The sequence below is a fragment of the Streptomyces roseoverticillatus genome (assembly GCF_000719265.1).
Lineage (GTDB): Bacteria > Actinomycetota > Actinomycetes > Streptomycetales > Streptomycetaceae > Streptomyces > Streptomyces roseoverticillatus.
On the sequence record NZ_JOFL01000009.1, the window covers coordinates 189,689 to 213,802 of the forward strand.

A 24,114-nucleotide genomic window follows, 5' to 3' on the forward strand; every position below is an offset into this window, starting at 1 on the left:
GCGGGTAACCTCCGGAACATGTCCCGCCATGTCGCTGTGATTACTGATTCAACGGCCTATCTGCCGCAGCGGGCGATGGAGCGGCACAGCATCACCGCCGTACCGCTCACCGTCGTGCTGGGGGACGAGGCGCTCGAAGAGGGCACCGAGGTCTCGGCCCGCTGCGTGGCCCAGGCGCTGCAGAAGCGCAGGCCGGTGACCACTTCGCGGCCCGGCCCCGAGGTCTTCGCGGCGGCCTACCGCGCGGCCGCCGAGGCGGGTGCGGAGGGGATCGTCTCGCTGCACCTGTCGTCGGAGTTCTCCGGCACGTACGACGCGGCGGTCCTCGCGGCGCGCGACGCGGAGGTGCCGGTGCGGGTCGTGGACACCGGCATGGTCGCCATGGCCCTCGGCTTCTGCGCGCTGGCCGCCGCCGAGACGGCGGACGCCGGCGGCACCCTCGACGAGGCGGTCGCCGCCGCGGAGAAGCGCGCGCAGGGCACGGCCGCGTTCTTCTACGTCGACACCCTGGACTACCTCCGCCGGGGCGGCCGGATCGGCGCGGCCCAGGCCCTGCTGGGCTCGGCGCTCGCCGTCAAACCCCTGCTGCAGCTGGAGGGCGGCCGGATCGAGCTGCGCGAGAAGGTGCGCACGGCCTCCAAGGCCATCGCGCGGCTGGAGGAGATCGCGGTGGAGCGCGCGGGCGCGTCGCCCGTCGACATCGCCGTCCACCACCTGGCGGCGCCGGACCGCGCGACGGAACTGGCCGACCGCCTGCGAGAACGACTCCCGGCGCTGGAGGAGCTGCACGTCAGCGAGGTGGGAGCGGTCATCGGCGCCCACACGGGCCCGGGGCTGCTGGGCGTGGTGGTGGCGCCGAAGTAGGGGGAGCGGGCGGTCGGCGGGCGCGCGCCAGGCCCCTGGCCGCGGCGCCGGGCTTCCAGCTGGAGCTTCCGACCGGTTCTTTCGGCTCAGCATCCGCCGTTCTTGCCGGGGCGGCAGCAACTCTTCCGCCGCATCGGTGCTTCACCACCACGGCGAGGGGCCGGCGGAATCGGTGGTCACCGGAAGTGACGGGCATCGGACCCGGCCCCCTATTCCCTCGTCGCAGTGGCGAAGTTATCCACAACTGCTGGGTTATCCACCGGAATCAGACCTTCCGGGCGAGATCAGGGCAATCGCCCTACCGTCTTGCCCATGACGGATCGCGTGAAAGGGCGCCTCTCGCCACCCGGGCGCAACGGCCCGCCGTTCGGCGGAAGTTGGCGGCTCGCGGTGCGCGAGCGCCTGCCGCTGTGGCTGCAACTGCGCTGCGGCATCGAGCCGAAGACGCTTGCCGCACTGGCGGTCGTGCTGGTGGCGGCGTGCGCCTTCGCCGCGTACCACTTCCTGGCCGGGCGTCCGCAGACCGTCCGGGTGCCCGTGCGGGAGACACCGGCCGTCGTGACCCCGCCGTCTCCGCCGGCCGTGCCCTCGCCGTCCCGTACGGGCGGGGCCGTGGTCGTGGACGTGGCGGGCAAGGTCCGCAGGCCCGGCGTGCTGCGCCTGCCACCGGGTTCGAGGGTGGCCGATGCGCTGGCCGCGGCCGGGGGAGCCCGCCCGGGCGCGGATACGACGGGCCTCAACAGGGCGCGTGTGCTCGCGGACGGGGAGCAGATCGTGGTGGGTGCCCCGACGGGCGGCCAGGGCGGCCAGGGCGGCCAGGGCGGTCCGGCCGGTCCGGGCGGTGCGCCCGCGTCGGCCGCCGCGGCCGGGGGAGGCCTCGCGCCGGGCGGGCCGGTGAGCCTGAACTCCGCCACGGTCGAGCAGCTGGACGCGCTGCCGGGCGTCGGCCCCGTCCTGGCCCGGCACATCCTCGACTACCGCACGCAGCACGGCGGTTTCCGCTCCGTCGAGGAGCTTCGCAAGGTCAACGGAATCGGCAGTCGCCGCTTCACCGACCTCCGCCCCTTGGTGCAGCCGTGATGGCGCCGCCGTCCCGGCCCCGCGGGGGCTGCTTCGAGGCTTTGCGGCTGCTCGGGCCCGTGTTCGGGGCACGCGGCCTCGCGGCCCTTCGCCCTCAGGCGCAGCCATGACGGCGGTCGTCGGCGCACAAGAGCCCGCAGCGGCCCGTTCGGGGCCGGGGCCCCGGGACGAGGGCCCGCCGGACCTGCGGCTGGTCGCGCCCGCCGTCGCGGCGTGGGTGGCGGCGGCCGCGGCCCTGACCGCGCCCGGCTGGGCGGTGGCCCTGGCGGCGGGCGCCGGGGCCCTGGCGGCCGGCGTGCTGCCGGCCCGGGGGAAGGCGGGCCGCACGGCCGGCCGCGGGATCGCCGTCGCCCTCGCCGCCGTCCTGCTGTGTGCCGCGGCCGGCGCGGCGGTGGCCGCCCTTCGGGGCGCGGATTCCCGCCGCGGGCCGCTGCCCGGGCTGGCCCGCGGGCGTGCCGAGGCCGTGGTCGAGGCGACGGTCACGGCCGACCCGAGGGCCGCACGCCCGCACCTGCGGGGAGCCGCCCGGGCGGCTCCCGCGGCCGTCGTCGAGGCCGAGGCGGTCAAGGTGACCGCAGGCCGCGTGACGACCACCGTCCGCACGCCCGTGCTGCTGATCGCACCGCCTTCGTGGCTCGGGCTGCTGCCGTCCACCCGGGTGCGGGCCGAAGGGCGCCTCGCGGTGCCGTCCCGGGCGGGAGGCCCCGGCCCGCTGCCCGCCGCGGTGCTGCGGATCGCCGGCCGGGAGCCACCGCGGGTCGTCGGCGGTCCGAGCGCGGTGCAGCGCATCGCAGGCAGGTTCCGCGCGGGGCTGCGGGCGGCCACGGACGGGCTGCCGGAAGACCCGCGGGCGCTGCTCCCCGGTCTCGTGGTGGGGGACACCTCCCGGGTGCCGGCTGACCTCGACGAGGCGTTCCGGGCGACCGGGATGACGCACTTGCTGGCCGTCTCGGGGAGTAACCTCGCGATCCTGCTCGCCGTGCTCGTCGGGCCGCCGCACCTGGCCGCTCGCGCCGAGCGCCGCGGCCTCGCGGCCCGGCTCGGCGTGCCGCTGCGGGCGACGGCGGTGCTGGGCGCGGGGCTCGTGCTGGGCTTCGTCATGGTGTGCCGGCCCGATCCGAGCGTGCTGCGCGCGGCCGCTTGCGGGCTGGTGCTGCTGCTCGCCCTCGGCACGGGCCGGCGCCGCAGCCTGCTGCCCGCTCTCGCGGCCGCCGTCCTGCTGCTCGTCCTCTACGACCCGTGGCTCGCCCGCAGCCCCGGCTTCCTCCTCTCGGTGCTGGCCACCGGCGCCCTGCTGACCCTCGCGCCGCGCTGGAGCACGGCCCTGCAACGGCGCGGGGTGCCACGTCGCCTCGCCGAGGCCCTGGCGGCGGCCGCCGCCGCGGAGGTGGTCTGCGCGCCGGTGATCGCCGTACTGGCGGAGCGGGTGAGCCTGGTGGCGGTGCCCTGCAATCTCCTCGCCGAGGCGGCCGTAGCGCCCGCCACGGTGCTCGGCTTCGCCGCGCTCGCCGTGTCGCCCGTGGCCCTGCCCGCCGCCGTGTGGCTCGCCCGGCTCGCGTCCTGGCCCGCCTCCTGGGCCGCCGCGGTGGCCCGTACGGGGGCGGACCTGCCCGGGGCGGAGACTGCCTGGCCGGGTGGCTGGACCGGCGGCCTGCTGCTCGCCGCGGCCGCGGCAGCTGTCGTGCTCACGGCCCGGAAGCTGCTCCGCAACCCCTGGGCCTGCGCGGCCTGCGCGCTGCTGCTGCTCGTCGCGGTCGTCCGCCCGGCGCCCCTCAACCGCGCGGTGACGGGCTGGCCGCCGCCCGGCTGGCGGCTCGCGGTCTGCGATGTGGGGCAGGGCGACGCGCTGGTCCTCGCGGCGGGCGAGGGGAGCGCGGTCGTCGTGGACGCCGGTCCGGAGCCCCGGGCCGTGGACCGGTGCCTGAGCGCCCTCGGCGTCGAGCGGATCCCCCTCGTCCTGCTGAGTCACTTCCACGCCGACCACGTGGACGGGCTGCCCGGGGTGCTGCGCGGCCGGGCGGTCGGGGGCATCGAGACGACGCCGTTCGCGGAGCCTGCGGGTCAGGCCGCGTTCGTCCGCCGCGAGGCCGGGCGCGCGCACGTGCCCGTGACCACGGCCCGGGCGGGGGAGCGGCGCCGCCTGGGCGAGCTGACGTGGGAGGTGCTGTGGCCGCCGCCGGCGGGGACGTCGGCGGCGGCCGAGGAGGGCCCCAACGACGCCAGCGTCACCCTGCTGGTCCGCAGCGCCGGCCTGACCGCGCTGCTGCTCGGCGACCTGGAACCACCCGCCCAGCAGGCCCTCCGGGAGGCCCACCCCGAGTTGCCCGCCGTGGACGTCCTCAAGGTTGCCCACCACGGCTCCGCCCACCAGGACCCGCAGCTGATGCGCGGGCTCCGGCCCCGCCTCGCGGTCGTCTCGGCCGGCGCCGGCAACCCCTACGGCCACCCCTCGCCCCGCACGCTCGCCGCGCTCCGGGAGCAGGGCACGGCGGTCCTGCGGACCGACACGGACGGGCCGGTCGCGGTGACCGGCAGCGGGGCGGCGGTCACGGCGGTCACCGGTGCCACGGCCGGACGACGGAGAGGCGTGGGCAACGGGCCGGGGCCCGGATGCAGGCACGGGCCGCGGCGCAGACGCGGGCCGCGGCGCAGGCGCGCAGGGCCACGACCTAGGACCACGGCGTGGGACCGCAGCCCGATGACATCACCCGTGATCTGAGGGATAACTGACCCATGGACAAGATCATCAGCGGTGCGGACGCCGACGCGTACCTGGCCCGTATCGGCGTCACCCGCCCGGCCGTGCCGGACCTGGCCGCACTGCGCGAGCTCCACCTCCGCCACCTGCACGCGGTGCCCTTCGAGAACCTGTCGATCCACCTGGGCGAGGAGATCGTGCTGGACCCCGCCGCGCTCGTGGCCAAGGTGACGGCCGGGCGGGGCGGCTTCTGCTACGAGCTCAACGGCGCGTTCGCGGCGCTGCTGGACGCCCTGGGCTACCAGGTCACGCTGCTGGCCGCGCGGGTGATGGGGCCCGAGGGGCTGTTCGGCCCGCCCTTCGACCACCTCGCGCTGCAGGTCCGCACGGCCGACAGCGCGGAGCCGTGGCTGGTGGACGTCGGGTTCGGCCGGAACAGCCACTACCCGCTGCGGTTCGACGAGCGGGGCGAGCAGGCCGACCCCGCCGGCACCTTCCGGCTCGCCGGGACGGCGGACGGGGACCTCGACCTCCTCCGGGAGGGCGACGTGCAGTACCGCCTGGAACCCCGGCCCCGGGAGCTGGCGGACTTCGAGGGCGGCTGCTGGTGGCACCGCACCTCGCCCAAGTCCCGCTTCACCAAGGCGGTGATCTGCTCCCGGCTCACCTCCACCGGCCGCGTCACCCTCAGCGACCGCGCCCTCGTGACCACCGGAGCGACGGGCCGTCAGGAGCTGCCGCTGGCGGCGGAGGAGATCCTGCCCGCCTTCCGCGAGCACTTCGGCATCGCGCTCGACCGGTCGCCGCAGGTGCGGCGCATCCCGGAGGAGCAGGTCACGCCGTAGGCGCGGGGCGGGCGGTGGGTCACTCCCGCTCGAGCCAGCCGTCGTACTCCTCGGCGAGCTCGCGCAGGGCGGCGAGGTCGAGGTCGCCCTCGGGGGCCTCCAGGACGACCAGCCACTGGGCGTCCTCGGCGTCGTCCTCGCCGGCCAGGGCCTCGCGGACTATGCGGGGGTCGTCGTCGAGCGCGAAGCGCTGCGCGGCCTCCTCGGCCGCCTCCTCCGCGGCGTCGCGGTCGGGAAGCACCAGGAGGTGTCGTACGGAATCGGTGTCTGAGGAGAGATAAGGGCTGCTCACAACGCACATTGTGCGATATGGCGGACGGACGCGCGGGGGGAGGTGTCAGTAGCGCGTGGGATGCTGGTCGCGATGGCCAGGAAGACTGCAACCGACGATGTTCTCGCCCCCGTCACGCTCGCCGTGGGCCAGGAGGATCTCCTCCTGGACCGGGCGGTCCGGGAGGTGGTCGCGGCCGCCCGCGCCGCCGATGCGGACACCGACGTCCGTGACCTCACCCCCGACGCCCTCCAGCCGGGCACCCTCGCCGAGCTCACCAGCCCGTCGCTCTTCTCCGAGCGCAAGGTCGTGATCGTGCGCAACGCCCAGGACCTCTCGGCGGACACGATCAAGGACGTCAAGGGCTATCTCTCCGCGCCCGCCGAGGAGATCACCCTGGTGCTCCTGCACGCCGGCGGCGCCAAGGGCAAGGGCCTGCTGGACGCGGCGCGCAAGGCCGGGGCGCGCGAGGTCGCCTGCCCCAAGATGACCAAGCCTGCCGACCGGCTGGCATTCGTGCGCACCGAGTTCCGCACGGCCGGCCGCTCCGCGACCCCCGAGGCCTGCCAGGCCCTGGTGGATGCGATCGGCAGCGATCTGCGGGAGCTGGCGAGCGCCTGTACCCAGCTCGTCGCCGACATCGACGGCACGATCGACGCGGCCGTCGTCGGGCGGTACTACACGGGCCGCGCCGAGGCCTCCAGCTTCACCGTCGCCGACCGCGCGGTGGAGGGCCGGGCCGCCGAGGCCCTGGAGGCGCTGCGCTGGTCCATGTCCACGGGTGTCGCACCCGTCCTGATCACCAGCGCCCTCGCGCAGGGCGTCCGCGCCATCGGCAAGCTCGCCTCGGCCCCCCGCGGCGCCCGCCCGGGTGACCTGGCGCGGGACCTCGGCATGCCGCCGTGGAAGATCGACCGGGTCCGGCAGCAGATGCGGGGATGGTCCGCCGACGGTGTCGCGGCGGCGCTCATCGCGATCGCGGAGGCCGACGCCGGCGTCAAGGGTGGCGGCGACGACCCGGAGTACGCCCTCGAAAAGGCGGTCGTGGCGGTGGCCCGCGCGGCCAGAAGCCGCGGCTGAGCACAAGATCGCAGGACGGGCCGAGATCGCAGGACGGGCCGCATTCCACTGAGGACCTCAGCGGAATGCGGCCCGTCCTGCGATTGAGGACCGGAGCCCCGAAAAGTCTCCCGAGCCCCGAAGAGCCCAAAGGCCCCGCGCCGCCCTTGGGGAAAGGGGGTACGGGGCCTTTGGATCGTTCATCGAGCCGTGAGGCTCATGCCGCGCCCGCGTGGCGAACGACCGAGCGCGGCGGGGTGCCGGACCGGAGCGGTAGAGGGGCCGCTGGTTCCGATACCGGCGAAGGACCGGGGCTCACGCCCCGGAGAGGCTTCAGCCCTTGAGGGCGGCAACCTGCTTGGCCAGCGCCGACTTCTTGTTAGCGGCGGCGTTCTTGTGCAGGACACCCTTGGTGGCGGCCTTGTCGAGCTTCTTGCCGGCCAGGGCAACGGCGGCGGTGGCCTTGACGGCGTCACCGGCGACGATGGCCTCGCGGGCCGCACGGACAGCGGTCTTGACCGCGGACTTGACGGCCTTGTTACGCAGGCGCGCCTTCTCGTTGGTCTTGTTCCGCTTGATCTGGGACTTGATGTTCGCCACGAAAGAGCCTTTTCAGGTTCGTTGGATTTCGAGATGTGTGCCCCACGACTGAGAGGGTCGCGAAGCACAGTGGACCAGGCTACCAGCAGCCCCTCCGGCCGCCCAAACCGGACGACGGCCGCCGCTCATGGGACGATGGAGGGGTCGTATACCCGACTCCCGCCGAGACTGGCGTACCAACGCCGAAGTCACCGAATGGATCCTGCGTGCCCGCGACCCCTACCAACGTGCCCGAGCCGAGCCGTACCGACCCGGCTCTGATCCGCAACTTCTGCATCATCGCGCACATCGACCACGGCAAGTCGACGCTCGCCGACCGGATGCTTCAGCTGACCGGCGTGGTCGACCAGCGGCAGATGCGCGCGCAGTACCTCGACCGGATGGACATCGAGCGCGAGCGCGGCATCACGATCAAGTCCCAGGCGGTCCGTCTGCCGTGGGCGCCCACCGGCGATGAGGGCAACACCCACATCCTCAACATGATCGACACCCCTGGTCACGTCGACTTCACCTACGAGGTCTCGCGCTCGCTCGCCGCGTGCGAGGGCTGCATCCTCCTGGTCGACGCCGCGCAGGGCATCGAGGCCCAGACCCTCGCCAACCTCTACCTGGCGATGGAGAACGACCTCACGATCATCCCGGTCCTCAACAAGATCGACCTGCCTGCCGCCCAGCCGGACAAGTTCGCCGCCGAGCTGGCCAACCTCGTCGGCTGCGAGCCCGAGGACGTGCTGCGCGTCTCCGCCAAGAGCGGCGTCGGCGTCCCCGAGCTGCTGGACAAGGTCATCCGCGAGGTCCCGGCCCCGGTCGGCGTCAAGGACGCCCCGGCCCGCGCGATGATCTTCGACTCGGTCTACGACTCCTACCGCGGCGTGGTCACCTACGTCCGTGTCATCGACGGCGAGCTCAAGAAGCGCGAGCGCATCAAGATGATGTCGACCGGCGCCACCCACGAGCTGCTGGAGATCGGCACCAACTCGCCCGAGATGCTCCCGGCCGACGGCCTCGGCGTCGGCGAGGTGGGCTACATCATCACCGGCGTGAAGGACGTCCGGCAGTCCAAGGTCGGTGACACGATCACCTCCCAGCAGAACGGCGCCACCGAGGCCCTGGGCGGCTACAAGGACCCGAAGCCCATGGTCTTCTCGGGCCTGTACCCGCTGGACGGCTCGGACTACCCGGAGCTCCGCGAGGCCCTCGACAAGCTGCAGCTCAACGACGCCGCGCTGGTCTACGAGCCGGAGACCTCGGCCGCCCTGGGCTTCGGCTTCCGCGTCGGCTTCCTCGGCCTGCTCCACCTGGACGTGGTCCGCGAGCGGCTCGAGCGCGAGTTCGGCCTCGACCTCATCGCCACCGCGCCGAACGTGGTCTACAACGTCCGGATGGAGGACGGCGTCGAGCACGTCGTCACCAACCCGAGCGAGTTCCCCGAGGGCAAGATCGCCGAGGTGCACGAGCCGGTCGTCAAGGCGACCGTCCTCGCGCCCACCGAGTTCGTCGGCGCGATCATGGAGCTCTGCCAGTCCCGCCGCGGCACGATGCTGGGCATGGACTACCTCTCCGAGGACCGGGTCGAGCTGCGCTACACCCTCCCCCTCGCGGAGATCGTCTTCGACTTCTTCGACCAGCTGAAGTCCAAGACCCGCGGCTACGCCTCCCTCGACTACGAGCCCACGGGCGAGCAGACCGCCGACCTGGTCAAGGTCGACATCCTGCTGCACGGCGACAAGGTCGACGCCTTCTCCGCGATCACCCACAAGGAGAAGGCCTACGCCTACGGCGTGCGGCTCGTCGCCAAGCTGCGCGAGCTCATCCCGCGGCAGAACTTCGAGGTGCCGATCCAGGCCGCGATCGGCTCTCGCGTCATCGCCCGTGAGACCGTCCGCGCCATCCGCAAGGACGTCCTCGCCAAGTGCTACGGCGGTGACATCTCCCGTAAGCGGAAGCTGCTGGAGAAGCAGAAGGAAGGCAAGAAGCGGATGAAGATGGTCGGCAGCGTGGAGGTCCCGCAGGAGGCCTTCATCGCGGTGCTGTCCAGCGACGAGGCGGGGGAGAAGGGCAAGAAGTAGCCCGCCCCCGGCCGGCCCCCGGTCAGCCCCGGCAGTCACGGAAGCGCCCGTTCCCACCTTGCGGAACGGGCGCTTCCGTCAGTTCCGGCCGTCCCGCCGGTCACAGCTTCGACAAGGCGTTCTCACCCTCTTACGCCACGGGCCCCGGCCGCTTACGCTGATCACTGCTTGGAAGGTTACTCGTGAGTCACCAGCAACGCATCGGGCCCCGGAGGACGCCGTGACCGAGACACAGGCTTTGATCGAGAACCGGCCGCCCTCCGTGGCGTCGATCCTCCTCGAACGCGTCGGGGCGACGCCCGGCGCGGAGGCCTACCGCTACCCGGTCCCCGCCCCCTCCGGCCAGGGCCCCGACACCTGGGCCTCGCTCACCTGGGGCCAGGCCGCCGAGCGCGTCTTCGCGATCGCCGCGGGCCTGGTCGACCTCGGCGTGCACCCCGAGGAGCGGGTCGCCCTCTCCTCCAGCACCCGTGTGGAGTGGATCCTCACCGACCTCGGAGTGCTCTGCTCCGGGGCCGCGACCACCACCATCTACCCCAGCACCAACGCCGAGGAGACGGCGTTCATCCTCTCCGACTCCGAGAGCCGGGTGCTCATCGCCGAGAACGCGGCCCAGCTCGCCAAGGCCCGGCAGCACCGCGCCGACCTGCCCGGCCTCGCGCACGTCGTGGTCGTCGAGGAGGAGGACGCCGTCCCCGCCGAGGGCGACCCCGAGGGCTGGGTGCTCTCCCTCGCCGAGCTGGAGCGGCGCGGCGCCGCCCGCCTGGCGGCCGACCCCGAGGCCGTGCGCGAGCGCATCGAGGACCTGCGCTCCGACCAGCTCGCCACGCTCATCTACACCTCCGGCACCACGGGCCGCCCCAAGGGCGTGCGTCTGCCCCACGACACCTGGTCGTACATGGCCCGCGCCATCCAGGCCACCGGAATGGTCCGCCCCGACGACGTGCAGTTCCTGTGGCTGCCGCTCGCGCACGTCTTCGGCAAGGTGCTGACGTGCAGCCAGATCAGCACCGGGCACGTCACCGCCGTCGACGGGCGCCAGGACCGGATCGCCGAGAACCTCCGGGCCGTCCGCCCCACCTACATGGCGGCCGTCCCGCGCATCTTCGAGAAGGTCTACAACGGCGTCGCGGCCAAGGCCCGCGAGAGCGGCGGCGCCAAGTACAAGATCTTCCGCTGGGCCGCCGAGGTGGCCCGCGAGTACGCCAAGGCCTCGCAGGAGAACTTCCGCCGCACCGGCAGCGCGGGCGTCCCCTTCGGGCTCGCCGCCAAGCACAAGGTCGCCGACGCCCTCGTCTACGCCAAGATCCGCGAGGCCTTCGGCGGCCGCCTGCGCGCCTGCGTCTCCGGCGCCTCCGCGCTCCCCCCGGACATCGGCTACTTCTTCTCCGGCGCCGGCATCCACATCCTGGAGGGCTACGGCCTCACCGAGACCAGCGCCGCCAGCTTCGTCAACCCCGGCGAGGCCTATCGCACCGGCACGGTCGGCAAGCCCCTGCCCGGCACCGAGGTCCGCATCGCCGACGACGGCGAGATCCTCCTGCGCGGCCCCGGCATCATGGCCGGCTACCACCGCCTGCCCGAGAAGACCGCCGAGGTCCTGGAGAGCGACGGCTGGTTCCACACCGGCGACATCGGCGAGCTGTCCCCCGACGGCTACCTGCGCATCACCGACCGCAAGAAGGACCTGATCAAGACCTCGGGCGGCAAGTACGTCGCACCGACCGAGATCGAGGGCCGCTTCAAGGCCCTCTGCCCCTTCGTCTCCAACGCCGTCGTGCACGGCGCCGACCGCAACTACTGCACCGCCCTCATCGCCCTCGACGAACCCACCCTCATGACCTGGGCCGCCGATCACGGCCTCGCCGGCAAGCCCTACGCCGAGGTCGTCGCCGACCCGCGGACCGTCGAGCTCGTCGAGGGCTACGTGCAGCGAGTCAACGAGGGCCTCCAGCGCTGGCAGACGATCAAGAAGTTCCGGCTGCTCCCGCGCGACCTGGACGTCGAGCACGGCGAGCTCACCCCGAGCCTGAAGCTGAAGCGGCCCGCGGTCGAGCGGCAGTACAAGCACCTGATCGACGAGATGTACGAGGGCGCCCGGGAAGCGTGAGCCGGCCGGTCCACTCCGGCGATGCCGGACAATGGACCCATGCCTTCCGTACTGCCTGACGGCGAACCCATGCCCGAGGACGGGGCCCTGCCCGGTCATGCCCTTGCCGGCGCCGGGCAGCGGCCGCTCGGGTTCTACCTGCACGTGCCGTACTGCGCGACGCGCTGCGGGTACTGCGACTTCAACACGTACACCGCGAGCGAGCTGCGCGGCTCCGGCGGCGCGCTCGCCTCGCGGGACAACTACGCCGAGACGGTCGAGCAGGAGATCCGCCTCGCACGGAAGGTCCTGGGCGACGACCCCCGCCCCGTCGAGACCGTCTTCGTCGGCGGCGGCACGCCCACCCTGCTGCCCGCCGCCGGCCTCGTCCGGATGCTCGCCGCGATCCGCGACGAGTTCGGCCTCGCGGACGGCGCGGAGATCACCACCGAGGCGAACCCCGAGTCCGTCGACCCGCGCTACCTCGCCGAGCTCCGCGAGGGCGGCTTCAACCGGATCTCCTTCGGCATGCAGAGCGCCCGCCAGCACGTCCTGAAGATCCTCGACCGCACGCACACGCCGGGCCGCCCCGAACGCTGCGTCGCGGAGGCGCGCGAGGCCGGCTTCGAGCACGTCAACCTCGACCTGATCTACGGCACGCCCGGGGAGTCCGACGACGACTGGCGCGCCTCCTTGGACGCGGCCATCGGCGCCGGCCCCGACCACGTCTCCGCGTACGCGCTGATCGTCGAGGAGGGCACCCAGCTCGCCCGCCGGATCCGCCGCGGCGAGGTCCCCATGACCGACGACGACGTCCACGCCGACCGCTACCTCATCGCCGAGCAGGCGCTCACGGCCGCCGGCTTCTCCTGGTACGAGGTCTCCAACTGGGCCACGTCCGACGCCGGCCGCTGCCGTCACAACGAGCTCTACTGGCGCGGCGCGGACTGGTGGGGCGCGGGCCCCGGCGCGCACTCCCACGTCGGGGGCGTGCGGTGGTGGAACGTCAAGCATCCGGGCGCGTACGCGCAGGCGCTGGCCGAGGGGCGGTCGCCCGGCGCGGGGCGGGAAGTCCTGCCGGACGAGGACCGGCGGGTGGAGCGGATCCTGCTGGAACTGCGGCTGATCGACGGCTGCCCGCTGTCCCTGCTGAAGCCGGCCGGCGCCGCGGCAGCCGCCCGCGCTTTGGCGGACGGCCTTCTGGACCCCGGCCCGTACGAGCAGGGCCGCGCGGTCCTGACCCTGCGGGGCCGGCTGCTGGCGGACGCGGTGGTGCGGGACCTGGTGGACTGACACGGGGCTCCGCCCCGGACGCCGGTCCTCAATCACCGGACGGGCTCAAAATATTTGAGCCCGTCCGGCGATTGAGGACGACGCGCGTCAGCGCGGATCGGGAGCCGCCGTCACAAAGTCGATCAGCTCCTCCACCCTGCCCAGCAACTCCGGCTCAAGATCCTTGTACGAGCGGACGGACGACAAGATCCGCTGCCACGCCGCCCCCGTGTTCGCCGGCCACCCCAGCGCCCCGCACACCCCCGTCTTCCAGTCCTGCCCCCGCGGCACCCGCGGCCACTCCCGGATGCCCACGGAGGAGGGCTTGACCGCTTCCCACACGTCCACGTACGGGTGACCCACGACGAGGACGTGCTCGCCCGTCACCTCCGCCGCGATCCTCGACTCCTTCGAGCCGGGCACGAGGTGGTCCACGAGGACGCCGAGCCGCGCGTCCGGCCCGGGGGCGAAGGAGCGGACGATGGCGGGCAGGTCGTCGATGCCCTCCAGGTACTCGACGACCACGCCCTCGATGCGCAGGTCGTCGCCCCACACCCGCTCCACGAGCTCCGCGTCGTGGCGGCCCTCCACGTAGATGCGCCCGGCCCGGGCGACGCGCGCCCGTGCGCCGGGGACGGCGATCGAGCCGGAAGCCGTCCGCGCGGGCCCCTGCGGCGCGGATGCCGAAGCGGGCCGTACGAGGGTGACGACGCGCCCCTCCAGCAGGAAGCCCCGCGGCTCCATCGGGAAGACGCGGTGCTTGCCGAAGCGGTCCTCCAGGGTGACCGTGGGCCCCTGCGCCGTCTTCTCGCAGCGGATCACCGCCCCGCAGAAGCCGGTGGTGACCTCCTCGACCACGAGGCCCGGGTCGGCGGCCACCTCGGGCGCGGGCTGCTGCTTCTTCCACGGCGGGGTGAGGTCGGGTCCGTACTGTCTGCTGCGCATGGGGGCTTTCCGGTTCGGGATGGGCACGGTGAGCGATCGCGAGGGCCGCGGTCCTCGGTGGCTGGGGGTCCGGGGGTTATCTCCCGGGAAGATGCAGCCACGGCGGGGTGAGGTCGGGTCCGTACTGTCTGCTGCGCATGCGCGCCATTGTGGATCACGATCACGACACACCGAAGCGCGCCGCCAAGGCGTCCCGCTGCGCCCGTACGAATCCCGCGTCCACCGCCGCTCCGTGCCCCGGCACGTACACCGCGTCCTCGCCGCCGAGATCCAGCAGCCGGTCGAGGGCCGCGGGCCACCGCCGGGGCAGGGCGTCCGGGCCGGCCTGTGGCTCGCCGGACTCCTCGACGACGTCCCCGCAGAAGACGACCTCGGGCGCGCCGCCGCGGCCCGCGACGAAGACCGCCAGGTCGTGCGCGGTGTGGGCGGGCCCGAGGTTGGCGAGGAGGGCCTGCCGTCCACCGCCCAGGTCCAGCGTCAGCTCCCCGCTGACCGGGTGCCGGGGTACGACGAGGCGCTCGGCGGCCTCCGCCGCGGCCCCGGGCGCGAGCCCGTACCGCTCCGCGTCCAGGCGGAGCTCCTCGCGCTCGCGCCGCATCAGCTCGGCGGCGCCCACGGCCCCGTACACCTCCGCGCCCGGGAACGCGGCCGTGCCGAATACGTGGTCGAAGTGGGGGTGCGTAAGAGCGATATGCGTCACGCTCCGGCCGAACAGCTCCCGCACCTCGTGCCCGAGCTCCGCCCCTTCCGCAACCGTCGCCCCGGTGTCCACGAGCAGCACACCCGTACTGCCCACGATCACCCCCACTGTGGCGTCCCACGTAGGCATTCGGCGGCGTGCGACGCCCGGCGCGAGCCGTTCCCACCGCGCTTCCGCCCCCTGGCCTTGCTGACCGCTGTCCATACCAGGACGCTAGCGGGAGCGCGGTACGGTTGCCCGTCCGGCCGTCCACGGCGGGCGCGCGGCGCGGACGGCTCTTGCCCTGGCTGTGGTGCACGGCCGTACACTGGCTGGAGGGCTTTGGCACTCGCCACCACTGAGTGCCAGGATCGGCCCCGTAAGACGGTCTGGACTTGGAGGTGCGCGCGATGCTGAGCGAACGCAGGCTCGAGGTGTTGCGCGCCATCGTCCAGGACTATGTGGGCACCGAGGAGCCGGTCGGCTCCAAGGCCCTCACCGAGCGGCACCGGCTGGGCGTGTCCCCGGCCACGGTGCGCAACGACATGGCCGCGCTGGAGGAGGAGGGCTTCATCGCCCAGCCGCACACCAGCGCCGGCCGCATCCCGACCGACAAGGGCTACCGGCTCTTCGTCGACCGCCTCGCGGGCGTCAAGCCCCTGTCGACGCCGGAGCGGCGCGCCATCCAGAACTTCCTGGACGGCGCCGTCGATCTGGACGACGTCGTGGGCCGCACGGTCCGCCTGCTGGCGCAGCTGACCCGGCAGGTCGCCGTGGTGCAGTACCCGTCGCTGACCAGGTCGACGGTGCGCCACGTGGAACTGCTCTCGCTCGCGCCGGCCCGCGTCATGCTCGTCCTGATCACTGACACCGGGCGCGTCGAACAGCGCATGATCGACTGCCCGGCCCCGATCGGGGAGACCTCGCTGGCGGACCTCCGCGCCCGGCTCAACAGCCGTGTCGTGGGCCGCCGGTTCACGGACGTGCCGCAGCTGGTCTCGGATCTCGCCGAATCCTTCGAGCAGGAGGACCGCGGAACCGTTTCTACGGTGCTCGCCACCCTGCTGGAGACGCTCGTCGAGGAGACCGAGGAGCGGCTTATGATCGGCGGCACCGCGAACCTCACCCGTTTCGGGCACGACTTCCCCCTGACCATCCGGCCCGTGCTGGAGGCGCTGGAGGAGCAGGTCGTGCTGCTGAAGCTGCTGGGCGAGGCCAAGGACTCCGGGATGACGGTGCGCATCGGCCATGAGAACGCTCACGAGGGACTCAACTCCACATCGGTCGTCGCCGTCGGCTACGGTTCGGGCGACGAGGCAGTCGCCAAACTCGGCGTGGTCGGACCGACCCGCATGGACTACCCCGGAACGATGGGAGCGGTACGCGCAGTGGCACGTTACGTCGGACAGATCCTGGCGGAGTCGTAAGTGGCCACGGACTACTACGCGGTCCTGGGCGTACGGCGCGACGCCGGGCAGGACGAGATCAAGAAGGCCTTCCGCCGCCTCGCCCGCGAGCTGCACCCGGACGTGAATCCGGACCCGAAGACGCAGGAGCGGTTCAAGGAGATCAACGCCGCTTACGAGGTGCTCTCGGACCCGCAGAAGAAGCAGGTCTACGACCTCGGCGGCGACCCGCTCTCGGCGTCCGGCGGCGGTGGCGGGGCCGGCGGCTTCGGCGCGGGCTTCGGCAATTTCTCCGACATCATGGACGCCTTCTTCGGGCAGGCGTCGCAGCGTGGCCCGCGCTCGCGCACGCGGCGCGGCCAGGACGCCATGATCCGTCTCGAAGTGACCCTCGACGAGGCCACGTTCGGGACCACCAAGGAGATCCAGGTCGACACCGCCGTCGTCTGCACCACGTGCAGCGGCGAGGGCGCGGCCCCGGGCACCTCCGCCCAGACGTGCGACATGTGCCGCGGCCGCGGTGAGGTCTCGCAGGTCACCCGCTCCTTCCTCGGCCAGGTCATGACGTCCCGGCCGTGCCCGCAGTGCCAGGGCTTCGGCACGGTCGTGCCGACCCCCTGCCCGGAGTGCGCCGGTGACGGCCGCGTCCGCTCGCGGCGCACCCTGACCGTCAAGATCCCGGCCGGTGTCGACAACGGCACCCGGATCCAGCTCGCGGGCGAGGGCGAGGTCGGCCCCGGCGGCGGCCCCGCCGGCGACCTCTACGTGGAGATCCACGAGAAGCCGCACACGGTCTTCCAGCGCCGCGGCGACGACCTGCACTGCACGGTCACCATCCCGATGACGGCCGCGGCCCTCGGCACCAAGGTGCCGCTGGAGACCCTGGACGGCATCGAGGAGATCGACATCCGGCCCGGCACGCAGTCGGGCCAGTCGATCCCGCTGCACCAGCGCGGTGTCACGCACCTGCGCGGCGGCGGCCGCGGTGACCTCATCGTCCACGTCGAGGTGATCACCCCCGGCAAGCTGGACCCGCAGCAGGAGGACCTGCTGCGGCAGCTGGCGAAGCTGCGGGGCGAGGAGCGGCCGATGGGCGAGTTCAAGCCGGGGCAGCAAGGGCTGTTCTCGCGGCTGAAGGACGCGTTCAACGGACGCTGAGCGCCGTGACCTCGTTGTCACCCCCTCGTAGACGATCGCCGGACGGGCCCGTAGCGGACCCGTCCGGCGATTGTCATCGCCTGTGACACGATGTGTGCATGGCTTACGAACCCAGGGTGGCTCGCGCGCTCGCCGGACTGTGCCGGCACCCGGTCGTGCAGGCCCCCATGGCGGGCGGTGCCTCCGGGCCCGCCCTCGCGGCCGCGGTCTCCGAGGCGGGCGCCCTCGGCTTCCTGGCCGCCGGCTACAAGACGCCCGCGGCGATGTACGAGGAGATCAAGCAGCTCCGGGCCCGTACCGCCGCACCCTTCGGTGTGAACCTGTTCATGCCGCAGCCCCCCGCCGCCGATCCGGCCGCCGTCGAGGTCTACGCCGAGCAGCTCGCCGGCGAGTCCGCCTGGTACGAGACGCCGCTCGGCGACTGGGACCAAGGCTGCGACGACGCCTACGACGCCAAGCTCGCGATCCTCCTCGACGACCCCGTGCCGGTCGTCTCCTTCACTTTCGGCTGCCCGTCGGCCGAGGCCGTCGCCGCCCTGCGCGCCGCCGGCACGTACACCGTCGTGACCGTGACCTCGGCCGCCGAGGCGCTGGCCGCCCGCGACGCCGGCGCGGACGCCGTGTGCGCCCAGGGCGTCGAGGCCGGCGGCCACCAGGGCACCCACCGCGACGACCCGCACGCCGACGGCACCGGCGCGGGCATCGGCCTGCTGTCCCTGCTCGCCCAGGTCCGGGACGCCGTCGACCTGCCCGTGATCGCCGCCGGCGGGCTGATGCGCGGCGAGCAGATAGCCGCTGTCCTCGCCGCCGGCGCCTGCGCCGCGCAGCTCGGCACCGCGTTCCTGGCCTGCCCGGAGTCCGGCGCCCACGGGCTGCACAAACAGGCCCTGACCGACCCGATGTTCGCCGGTACGGAGCTGACCCGGGCCTTCTCGGGCCGCCCGGCCCGGGGGTTGGTGAACCGTTTCATCCGGGAACACGGCCCGTACGCCCCGGCCGCCTACCCCCAGGTCCACTACCTGACGGCAGGGCTGCGCAAGGCCGCCGCGGCGGCGGGCGACCCGCAGGCGATGAACCTGTGGGCGGGCCAGGGCCACCGCCTGGCGAGGCCGCTGCCGGCGGCGGAGCTGCTGCAGGCCCTGCTCGGGGAACTGGAGGCGGCGCGGGGGAAGTTGAGCGATATGCGAGGGAGCAAGTCATGACAGCGCCGGTGTTCCTGGTCGAGGAGGACGCCCTGACGGGGGTCTTCCCCGGTACGGTCTTCCCCCTCGACGGCCCGGAAGGCCGCCACGCCGTCTCCGTCCGCCGCCTGCGGGTCGGCGAGGAGATCGGGCTGACAGACGGTCAGGGCACGGGCGCGTTCGGCACCGTGACCGCCGTCGAGGGCAAGGACCACCTGGACGTCACCGTGACGTCCGTACGCTCCGAGCCGCTCCCCGAGCCCCGCATCACCGTCGTCCAGGCCCTGCCCAAGGGCGACCGCGGCGAGGTGGCCGTCGAGACGATGACCGAGACCGGCGTCGACGCCGTCGTCCCCTGGGCCGCCGCCCGCTGCATCACCCAGTGGAAGGGCGACCGCGGCCTGAAGTCCCTCGGCAAGTGGCGCGCCACGGCGCGGGAAGCCGGCAAGCAGTCGCGCCGCCTGCGCTTCCCCACGGTCAGCGAACCGATGACGACCCGGCAGGTCGCTCAGCTCCTCGCGGACGCGGCCTTCGCCGCCGTCCTCCACGAGGAGGGCCACAGCGCCGCCCTCGCCACGGCACCGCTGCCCGCCACGGGCGACATCGTCCTCGTCGTCGGCCCCGAGGGGGGCGTCTCCCCCGAGGAGCTCGCGGCCTTCGCCGAGGCCGGGGCGCAGCCGTACCGGCTGGGCGCGAGCGTCCTGCGCACGTCCACGGCGGGCACGGCGGCCACGGCGCTGCTGCTGGGGCGCACGGGACGCTGGTCCTGACGGACTGTTTTCCGGCACCGGGGGAACTTCTGAGGATCTGAGGAACGGGATGACGGGGGTCACGAGGGGGGAGCAAGCTCTGCCATGGCAGCACAACTCCGCACACGGGACTACGGTCAGATGCTTGATCTCGTCGTCGCGGTTCTGGAGAACGAGGATGCCGACGCCGCCTGGCACGTGATGGCCCGGCAACTGCTGGACTCACTGGGCTGCGACTCGGCGACCTTCTCGCACGTACGGGTCGCGGAAGGCACGGGCGCGGTCGTCGGCTGGGCACCGGAACCGCTGAGCCGAGTCGTCGACGGCCTGGTCCAGCGCCGCATCCGGCAGCAGCACCCCCTCCTGGAATACGGGATGACCGAGACCGCGCCGGTCAACATCGCCGACATCTGCGACGGCTGGCGCAACACCAACTGGTACCGCGAGGCCCGCCGCGACTTCGGCGTCACCCAGCAGGTCGGCGTGCCGCTCACCCACGACAACGGCAGCATGTGCGTCGCCCTCCTGGGCCGCCGGGGCGACTTCCTGTCCCATGACCTCGCCTTCCTGAGACGCCTCCAGCCGGTGATCCAGACCATGGGCCACCACCTCGCCGAGATGAAACGCCTCCGCAGCGTGGGCGCTCCCGCTGCGGGGGGCGACCTGACGCCGCGGGAGGCGACGGTGCTGGGCCTCTTGGCCGAAGGCCTCACGGCCGCCGCCATTGCCCGCCGGCTGGCGATCTCCCCGCACACGGTGAACCGCCATCTGGAACGGATCTACCGCAAGCTCGGCACGAACAACCGGGTGACGACGGTGATGGTGGCACGGGCGGAGGGGCTGGTCGCCTGACCCCGCATACCGGGCGCCCGCCCGAGTAGGAAGATCTTCCTATGGTGAGGGGCACCTGCCGTGGGCGACGCTTGACCTCGGAAGAACCGAGGCCGGCCGCCGGATACGGGGGTACCGGCGGCCGCCGGGTTCAGCGTGGGGCGCTCGCGCTGAGCGTTCGGGTTTTTATGCGGGTTATGAGGGGGCGGAGTCTCGCCGCTGTCGTGGCGAGTATGACGTCGGGGGCGTCGCTTTCGTGCACAAGCACCTCTCCTGACGGTGCCACAGCCAGATGGACACAAGCGGAGGCCTCTTGACTGTAGGAGGACTTCTGCCAGTTGAGCGTGGACACTGCGTTCCCTTCAGTTGCCCTTGGCGATGCGGTGGATGATGTCGCGTGAAGTCGCAGGCGATACTGCTGCCTCCTGCATACGGTCCTGCACGAGCCGGTACTTCTGAAGTTTCGCTGCGCTGTCGATCAGTGCACCGCCGTGCTCCGTATCGATCTGTACGGTGTCCAGCTGGGTGACCGGACCATAGAGGTAGTCGACTCCCTGGCCGGAAGTGGGGAAGCCTTTGCCGCCGAAGGGGATGACCACGATGGTGATGTGGTCGCGCTCGCTCATGTCCAGGAGGTGGGCGAGCTGTTCGTCTGCGATCGCGGCGCCGCCGAAGCGCATGCGCAGTGCGGCTTCGTGGATGATCGCCGTATAGGGCGGTGGGCTTTCCCGATGGAGAACGGCCTGTCGCTTGATCCGGTGTGAGACCCGGTATTCGATTTCGTGCATCAAGAGCTGAGGCACGGCCTCGCGAAAGATAGCGCGGGCGTAGTCCGTGGTCTGGAGCAGTCCGGGGACGTTGATGACTTGTGAGATGCGCAGCGCAGTGGCGTGATGTTCGAGCTCGGCGAGGTCGATCAGACTGGCTGGCAGGAAATCGCGGTACTCCTCCCACCAGCCACGCCTACGTTCGCCTGTCATCCCGGCCAGGGCATCGATGAGGGATTGGTCCGAGCAGTCGTAGTGCCGGGCCAGCGTCCGTACTCTCTCCGCGCTGACACCGTAACGACCGGCTTCGATGTTGCTGATGCGCGACTGGGTGGCACCCAGCAACTGTCCCGCTTGTGTGGCGGACAAATCGGTCTGCTCGCGAAGTCTCCGCAACTCCGCCCCGAGGCGACGTCGACGCACAGTCGGTAGAGGTGTGCTGGACATTGCGCTCCCTTGTGCTCGCACGCGCGTGCACTGCATCGCTCGATCCGGTTTCACATGGCCTCCAGGCCACACTTTTCGTGGAATGGATTCCATGCCGGGCGCTACGGTGGCGTGACGCAGGCCACCCGAATGGTCCAACTCCCCTCTTCGCCAGGAGGCGCGCATGGTCACCGTATCCGCAACGCAGCCGTGGACGTACGTGCTCGAACTGCCGCGCGACCCGAGCGCACTGGTCGTCGCGAGGGCCGCACTGCGGGCCGTCCTGGCGGAGCGCCGGATGTCGGAACTGGTGGACGACGCCGAGACATTGACGTCCGAGCTCATCGTGGGCGCCCCCGCGGCCGCCGGGGACACGCTGCGGCTGAGGCTGCGCGGCGACGAAAGGGGCCGCCTCCGGGTGAGCGTGGGCGGCCACATCGTGGAGCTGCCCGAACCCGAACGGCACGCAGTATCGGCCACACCCCTGGCCGGCTGCGAAACGTGCGCAGAGCTGAACGCCGCGCTGCGGACGGCCGAAGCCCGGGGTGTCGGCGGCGAGGAGGCGGTGCACGCCGCCATCGCCCCCTGCGCCGGCACTTCCGCAACACGCACCGGCTCTGGGAAGGGGCGGCGGGATGACCGTCGCGGTGGGCCGCCTCGTGTCGCGGTGCGCACACGCGGGCGGCTGGACGCAGGAGGGCGACGCGGCAAGGTGCGACCACTGCGGAACCCGCCGCTTCACGGGCTACGCCGCGCTGCTGATCCCGGAGTTGCCTCAGCGCACCACGCACGCAGGCACTGCCAAGGGGCCGCAACGGGATGCGCGTCGGCGCTACGGTGGCGCCAGGACCCCGTACGGAGGACACGCATGAGTGCTCAGCCCGACCACGTGCCCGCCCTGCCCCAGCCACCGGCCCCGGCCGCCGCAGCGCAGCTGCTCATCCGTATCCGCTCCCACCGCCGGGCTGCTCAGTGGGAGCCGGCGTTCGAGCGGGACTGGGCGAAAGCCCTGGAGGACTCCCGGACGAGCTACATGCTGACTCCACTGCACGAGGTCGTGCGGACGTGGCAGATGCGCCTCGACACCGCACCGGCCGTCGAGGCCTTCACCGCAAGCGGCCTGGACGATGAGGACGGGGTGGACCTGGACGAGATGCTGGGGGCGTGCGAATGACGGGAAATCAGTCGTGGCAGGTCCGTCTGTCACCGGCGGTCGCGAAGGCCGTCGGCTGACAGACCTCGCAGGCGGTGAGGCTGGTGCACGTCGCCCTGCTGGTCCCGGAGCGGCCACGGTGGCAGGGTTGTTTGCCACTGTCCGTGAGCACCAGCATGGTTCCCTGACGGGAACGGGGCGATGGGAGTGATCGGCAGTGGCTGTCCGGGATGGCGACATGATCCGGGTCGAAGCGAGCGGTTCGGGGTGGGTCGACGGGGTCGAGGGCGTCGTTGCCGGGACGTGGGAAGGGCGCCTGCGGATCAAGGTCACCAAGAACGCGCCGCCAGGGGTGAACGCGGTCCTCTTGGAAGAGGACGCCGTATACGACGTATGCGACCAGATCGAGGTGCCGGGACCGATGCCGCTGTGCTCATCGTGCCAGGGGAGCGGAAAGATCGAGTGGGAGGACGAGGAGGGGTGGCAGCACGAAGCGCCGTGTACGACGTGCAATGGAGAAGGTGAAGTGAACCGCTGAGGTGTGGGCGTCGGGGGCCTCTCGGCGCGGAAATCCACCGCCCGGGCGGGCTGCGCGGCGTACAAGCGGGCTGAAGGTGTCGGCCGTGCGCCTCAGCGGTCCCACCGCTGATGGACTGAGCGCCCTCCGGACCGGCCCCCGCCCTCGCCCCTGCGCCGCAGTCAAGCTACTTCCAACACGGAATCACATCGTCCGATTCGCGCTTGCGAGCGTTGACGGGCCGGTCCTCCCGACCCCAGGATTCCGCCGTTCTGTCGTTCCGTCACTCAACCAGGACACCGGGAGGACGTAATGCGAGCACGGATCACAGCAGCAGCCATGGCTCTCACCGCCGGCGCCGCGCTTCTGACCGCCACACAGGCAGGGGCCGCACAGACAGGGGCCGCACCGGCAGCCAAGCCGGTCACGCCCGCGGCATGGTGCCTGCAGAAGGGCGGCACGCCCGCCGACTACCGCGCGTACTACGACAACCAGCTCAACCTCACCCCGCTGGGCACGGTGCGCGAGTTGTGCCGGTTCCAGAACGCGAAGGACAACACCCGGATCATCCTTCCGTCCGACACCCTCGCCGCGGACAAGCCGACCCTCGCAGCCCTGGCGTACATCCGTAAGCCCGCTCTGCCGCCCATTCCCGGAGGCGTCAACCCGGCCGCGGTGTACTGCGCCCACCTGGGCGGGACCTCGCAGTTCGGCGAGAACAAGCTCGACGTCGGCGGATGGATCAGGGAAGGGGATCGCGTCAGCCGCGACAACCTGCACTCCATGTGCATGTTCGCCGACGGCTCGGCCATCGACGAGTGGGGGCTGACGTACCACACGTTCGGGGTCGTGCGGGGAGCGAACCTGGAGAACAAGTTCCGGGCGCACATCCCGTCCGCGAAGGGCAAGGAGGCGTGGAACCGGCTGTAGGCCGGAGGGCTGTTCAGGCAACGGGGTGAGGCGGCCCGGAGCCGCACCCCGTTGCCGTGCCGACTACGTGTCAGACGCCAGACCGTCATACCTACGTGCGATTATTGGGCGTTGGTGTACGACCTGGCGGGGGAGGCGGCATGGGCGACAGCCCGGGCGGCGACGGCAAGATCTTGGACATCAAGACCGCGGACCTGAAGTCCGCGGCTCCGGCGTTCAGCGAGCAGAGTGGCAAGCTGCGCGAGGCGCTGACCGAGCTGACGACGACGCTTGACGGCCTCGGTGCGCCTTGGGGTGCGGACGAGCAGGGGAAGACGTTCGGCGACTCGTACAAGCCCGCCCGCGAGAGGATCGAGCACGCGACGAAGATCTTCGTTGCCGGCCTCGCGAGCATCCACGAGGCGATGGTGGACATGTCCGACGGCCACATCGAGAACGACAAGCTGATCGCCGGGATGTTCTCGAAGAACGGCGTCAAGGGTGGGGACCCGGGTAAGGCCGGTAGCGGCAAGTGAGTGTCAAGCA

At 72.3% G+C, this 24,114-nt stretch carries 24 protein-coding genes; 18 read left to right on the top strand and 6 right to left on the bottom strand.

Annotation, left to right across the window (positions count from 1 at the left end):
• Window positions 1-18: 18 nt before the first annotated feature.
• The 4 genes from IF61_RS0113155 (at window position 19) to IF61_RS0113170 (ending at window position 5,487) form a co-directional block, all read left to right on the top strand.
• Window positions 19-864 carry a DegV family protein gene (locus IF61_RS0113155; RefSeq protein ID WP_030366525.1) on the top strand — a complete coding sequence of 282 codons (846 nt, stop codon included), beginning with the start codon at window positions 19-21 and terminating at the stop codon, window positions 862-864.
• A gap of 312 nt (window positions 865-1,176) precedes the next feature.
• Window positions 1,177-1,944, top strand: coding sequence for a ComEA family DNA-binding protein (locus IF61_RS0113160; RefSeq protein ID WP_078660171.1), 768 nt, complete (start codon window positions 1,177-1,179; stop codon window positions 1,942-1,944).
• Between the two features lie 106 nt (window positions 1,945-2,050).
• Window positions 2,051-4,663 carry a ComEC/Rec2 family competence protein gene (locus IF61_RS0113165; RefSeq protein ID WP_078660172.1) on the top strand — a complete coding sequence of 871 codons (2,613 nt, stop codon included), beginning with the start codon at window positions 2,051-2,053 and terminating at the stop codon, window positions 4,661-4,663.
• A gap of 14 nt (window positions 4,664-4,677) precedes the next feature.
• A complete protein-coding gene (locus tag IF61_RS0113170; protein WP_043188933.1) occupies window positions 4,678-5,487 on the top strand; it encodes an arylamine N-acetyltransferase family protein in 810 nt (269 codons plus the stop codon).
• A 19-nt stretch (window positions 5,488-5,506) separates the two neighbouring features.
• Here IF61_RS0113170 and IF61_RS0113175 read toward each other — a convergent pair whose 3' ends face one another.
• A complete protein-coding gene (locus IF61_RS0113175) occupies window positions 5,507-5,779 on the bottom strand; it encodes a hypothetical protein (RefSeq protein ID WP_245684498.1) in 273 nt (90 codons plus the stop codon).
• 72 nt (window positions 5,780-5,851) lie between these two features.
• Between IF61_RS0113175 and holA the strand changes: the two genes are divergently transcribed.
• Window positions 5,852-6,838 (top strand): DNA polymerase III subunit delta, encoded by a 987-nt coding sequence (holA, locus tag IF61_RS0113180; protein ID WP_030366530.1) that lies wholly within the window; start codon window positions 5,852-5,854, stop codon window positions 6,836-6,838.
• A 312-nt stretch (window positions 6,839-7,150) separates the two neighbouring features.
• On the opposite strand, the gene rpsT is transcribed toward holA, so the two are convergent.
• Window positions 7,151-7,417, bottom strand: a complete 267-nt coding sequence (gene rpsT / locus IF61_RS0113185; RefSeq protein ID WP_030366531.1) for a 30S ribosomal protein S20 — start codon at window positions 7,415-7,417, stop codon at window positions 7,151-7,153.
• 206 nt (window positions 7,418-7,623) lie between these two features.
• On the opposite strand from rpsT, the gene lepA reads away from it, so the two are divergent.
• The 3 genes from lepA (at window position 7,624) to hemW (ending at window position 12,868) form a co-directional block, all read left to right on the top strand.
• Entirely contained in the window at window positions 7,624-9,486 is a 1,863-nt protein-coding gene (gene lepA, locus IF61_RS0113190) for a translation elongation factor 4 (RefSeq protein WP_030366532.1), read from the top strand.
• A 220-nt stretch (window positions 9,487-9,706) separates the two neighbouring features.
• On the top strand, window positions 9,707-11,596 hold the full coding sequence (locus IF61_RS0113195; RefSeq protein WP_030366533.1) for an AMP-dependent synthetase/ligase: 1,890 nt from the start codon (window positions 9,707-9,709) through the stop codon (window positions 11,594-11,596).
• A gap of 39 nt (window positions 11,597-11,635) precedes the next feature.
• A complete protein-coding gene (gene hemW, locus IF61_RS0113200) occupies window positions 11,636-12,868 on the top strand; it encodes a radical SAM family heme chaperone HemW (RefSeq protein WP_030366534.1) in 1,233 nt (410 codons plus the stop codon).
• An 87-nt stretch (window positions 12,869-12,955) separates the two neighbouring features.
• On the opposite strand, the gene IF61_RS0113205 is transcribed toward hemW, so the two are convergent.
• Both IF61_RS0113205 and IF61_RS0113210 read right to left on the bottom strand, forming a co-directional pair.
• Window positions 12,956-13,792, bottom strand: a complete 837-nt coding sequence (locus tag IF61_RS0113205) for a DUF3097 domain-containing protein (RefSeq protein WP_030366535.1) — start codon at window positions 13,790-13,792, stop codon at window positions 12,956-12,958.
• A gap of 160 nt (window positions 13,793-13,952) precedes the next feature.
• Entirely contained in the window at window positions 13,953-14,696 is a 744-nt protein-coding gene (locus tag IF61_RS0113210; RefSeq protein ID WP_030366536.1) for an MBL fold metallo-hydrolase, read from the bottom strand.
• A gap of 185 nt (window positions 14,697-14,881) precedes the next feature.
• On the opposite strand from IF61_RS0113210, the gene hrcA reads away from it, so the two are divergent.
• From hrcA to IF61_RS36540, 5 genes are all read left to right on the top strand, one after another.
• Window positions 14,882-15,898 (top strand): heat-inducible transcriptional repressor HrcA, encoded by a 1,017-nt coding sequence (gene hrcA / locus IF61_RS0113215; protein WP_030366537.1) that lies wholly within the window; start codon window positions 14,882-14,884, stop codon window positions 15,896-15,898.
• Window positions 15,899-17,035: a molecular chaperone DnaJ gene (gene dnaJ, locus IF61_RS0113220; protein ID WP_030366538.1), complete on the top strand. Its 1,137-nt coding sequence runs from the start codon at window positions 15,899-15,901 to the stop codon at window positions 17,033-17,035.
• A gap of 98 nt (window positions 17,036-17,133) precedes the next feature.
• Window positions 17,134-18,237: a nitronate monooxygenase gene (locus tag IF61_RS0113225; protein WP_211264878.1), complete on the top strand. Its 1,104-nt coding sequence runs from the start codon at window positions 17,134-17,136 to the stop codon at window positions 18,235-18,237.
• Window positions 18,234-18,986 (top strand): 16S rRNA (uracil(1498)-N(3))-methyltransferase, encoded by a 753-nt coding sequence (locus IF61_RS0113230; protein WP_030366540.1) that lies wholly within the window; start codon window positions 18,234-18,236, stop codon window positions 18,984-18,986. Before IF61_RS0113225 ends, IF61_RS0113230 begins: the two co-directional genes overlap by 4 nt.
• An 84-nt stretch (window positions 18,987-19,070) precedes the next feature.
• Window positions 19,071-19,817: a response regulator transcription factor gene (locus IF61_RS36540; protein WP_078660173.1), complete on the top strand. Its 747-nt coding sequence runs from the start codon at window positions 19,071-19,073 to the stop codon at window positions 19,815-19,817.
• 130 nt (window positions 19,818-19,947) lie between these two features.
• Here the strand turns inward: IF61_RS36540 and IF61_RS34105 are convergent, their stop codons facing one another.
• Together IF61_RS34105 and IF61_RS0113240 are read right to left on the bottom strand one after the other, a co-directional pair.
• A complete protein-coding gene (locus tag IF61_RS34105) occupies window positions 19,948-20,148 on the bottom strand; it encodes a DUF397 domain-containing protein (protein ID WP_078660174.1) in 201 nt (66 codons plus the stop codon).
• Between the two features lie 10 nt (window positions 20,149-20,158).
• Window positions 20,159-21,010 carry a helix-turn-helix domain-containing protein gene (locus tag IF61_RS0113240; protein WP_030366542.1) on the bottom strand — a complete coding sequence of 284 codons (852 nt, stop codon included), beginning with the start codon at window positions 21,008-21,010 and terminating at the stop codon, window positions 20,159-20,161.
• A gap of 614 nt (window positions 21,011-21,624) precedes the next feature.
• On the opposite strand from IF61_RS0113240, the gene IF61_RS37720 reads away from it, so the two are divergent.
• The 5 genes from IF61_RS37720 (at window position 21,625) to IF61_RS0113260 (ending at window position 24,104) form a co-directional block, all read left to right on the top strand.
• Window positions 21,625-21,861, top strand: a complete 237-nt coding sequence (locus tag IF61_RS37720) for a DUF6255 family natural product biosynthesis protein (protein ID WP_397945212.1) — start codon at window positions 21,625-21,627, stop codon at window positions 21,859-21,861.
• A complete protein-coding gene (locus IF61_RS0113245; protein ID WP_030366543.1) occupies window positions 21,858-22,163 on the top strand; it encodes a DUF6247 family protein in 306 nt (101 codons plus the stop codon). Before IF61_RS37720 ends, IF61_RS0113245 begins: the two co-directional genes overlap by 4 nt.
• Window positions 22,164-22,380: 217 nt before the next feature.
• Complete coding sequence (locus tag IF61_RS0113250) at window positions 22,381-22,680, top strand: hypothetical protein (protein WP_052392672.1); 300 nt, start codon at window positions 22,381-22,383, stop codon at window positions 22,678-22,680.
• A 318-nt stretch (window positions 22,681-22,998) separates the two neighbouring features.
• Window positions 22,999-23,589, top strand: a complete 591-nt coding sequence (locus tag IF61_RS0113255; protein ID WP_052392668.1) for a hypothetical protein — start codon at window positions 22,999-23,001, stop codon at window positions 23,587-23,589.
• Between the two features lie 140 nt (window positions 23,590-23,729).
• On the top strand, window positions 23,730-24,104 hold the full coding sequence (locus tag IF61_RS0113260; protein WP_043188954.1) for a WXG100 family type VII secretion target: 375 nt from the start codon (window positions 23,730-23,732) through the stop codon (window positions 24,102-24,104).
• Window positions 24,105-24,114 lie beyond the last annotated feature (10 nt).